Consider the following 1,048-nt stretch of genomic DNA (forward strand, 5'->3'; position numbering starts at 1 on the left):
GGCAGATTCAGCCAGTGGAAGCATGCGACTCGACAAGCTCGGTGAATAGCTCGGAGGGCTTCTTCCAGTTGTGAATCTTACGGGGTCGGTCGTTGATTTCGGAAGCCACCATCGCGAGATAGTCCGGATCGGAGGTGATTGTCACACCTTTGGGGAAGAACTCGCGGACGATCCGGTTGAGGTTCTCGTTGCTGCCGCGTTCCCACGGCGAGTGCGGGTGGGCGAAGTACACCGGCAGTCCGGTCGCGGTGATCGTGGTGTGCCGCGCCATCTCAGCGCCGCAGTCCCAGGTCAGGGATCGGCGGATCTGTGCGGGCAGCCCGCCGGTCGCGGCGATCACCGCCTCGCCGACGGTCAGCGAGTCCCGCCCGGTCAGGGGTACCAGGACCAGGAACCGGGAGGTCCGCTCGACCAGCGTCGCGACCGCGCTGGCGCCGTCCTTGCCGATGACCAGGTCTCCCTCCCAGTGCCCGGGCACCGCGCGGTCCTCGGCCTCGGCGGGCCGGTCGTCGATGTAGCGGGGCTCGCGGATCCGCGGCGTCGGCGGTGGCCGCCGCCCGCCGCGGCGGGCCTTGCGCCCGGTGCGCAGGCTGATCAGCTCCCTGGCCAGAGTGGACACCGGCTGGGCGTAGACCCACTGGTAGATCGCCTCGTGAGACACCCGGCAAGCCTGGTCGTCGGGGTAGTCGGTGGCCAGCCGACCCGCGATCGAGGCCGGGGACCAGCCACCGCGCAGCTGCCGGCACACCACCGCGCGCAGCCGGGGTGAGCGCTCGACCGCGTACACCTTGGGCCGCTCCCGGGCCGCGCACGCCGCCTCGTCGGCCGCGGCCGCCCGGTAGCCGCCACGGCCACCGTGGCGTGCGACATCACGCGAGATCACCGACGGATCACGCCCCATCCGCAGCGCGATCTCCTTGTACTGCAGGCCCTCGGCCAGGCCCCGGGAGATCTCCTCCCGATCCGACAACATCAACATCGCGCGCACGGCGGGCATCCTGTCCCACCGAACTCACAAGATCAAATGCTTCAACCGGCTGAGCCCAGG

The 1,048-nt window shown here is 69.9% G+C and carries 1 protein-coding gene; it reads right to left on the reverse strand.

The annotated features are described in order from the left end of the window. Positions 1 to 7: 7 nt before the first annotated feature. The gene (locus tag KME75_RS41880; RefSeq protein ID WP_246633851.1) at positions 8 to 979 is read right to left on the reverse strand and encodes an IS30 family transposase; all 972 of its coding nucleotides are present in this window, start codon (positions 977 to 979) and stop codon (positions 8 to 10) included. Between the last annotated feature and the right edge of the window lie 69 nt (positions 980 to 1,048).

The sequence above is a fragment of the Pseudonocardia nigra genome (assembly GCF_019396355.1).
GTDB classification, from domain to species: domain Bacteria; phylum Actinomycetota; class Actinomycetes; order Mycobacteriales; family Pseudonocardiaceae; genus Pseudonocardia; species Pseudonocardia nigra.

Coding starts and splice junctions, on each gene's coding strand:
- KME75_RS41880 (WP_246633851.1), bottom strand. CDS start 979: ATGTTGATGTTGTCGGATCGGGAGGAGATCTCCCGGGGCCTGGCCGAG.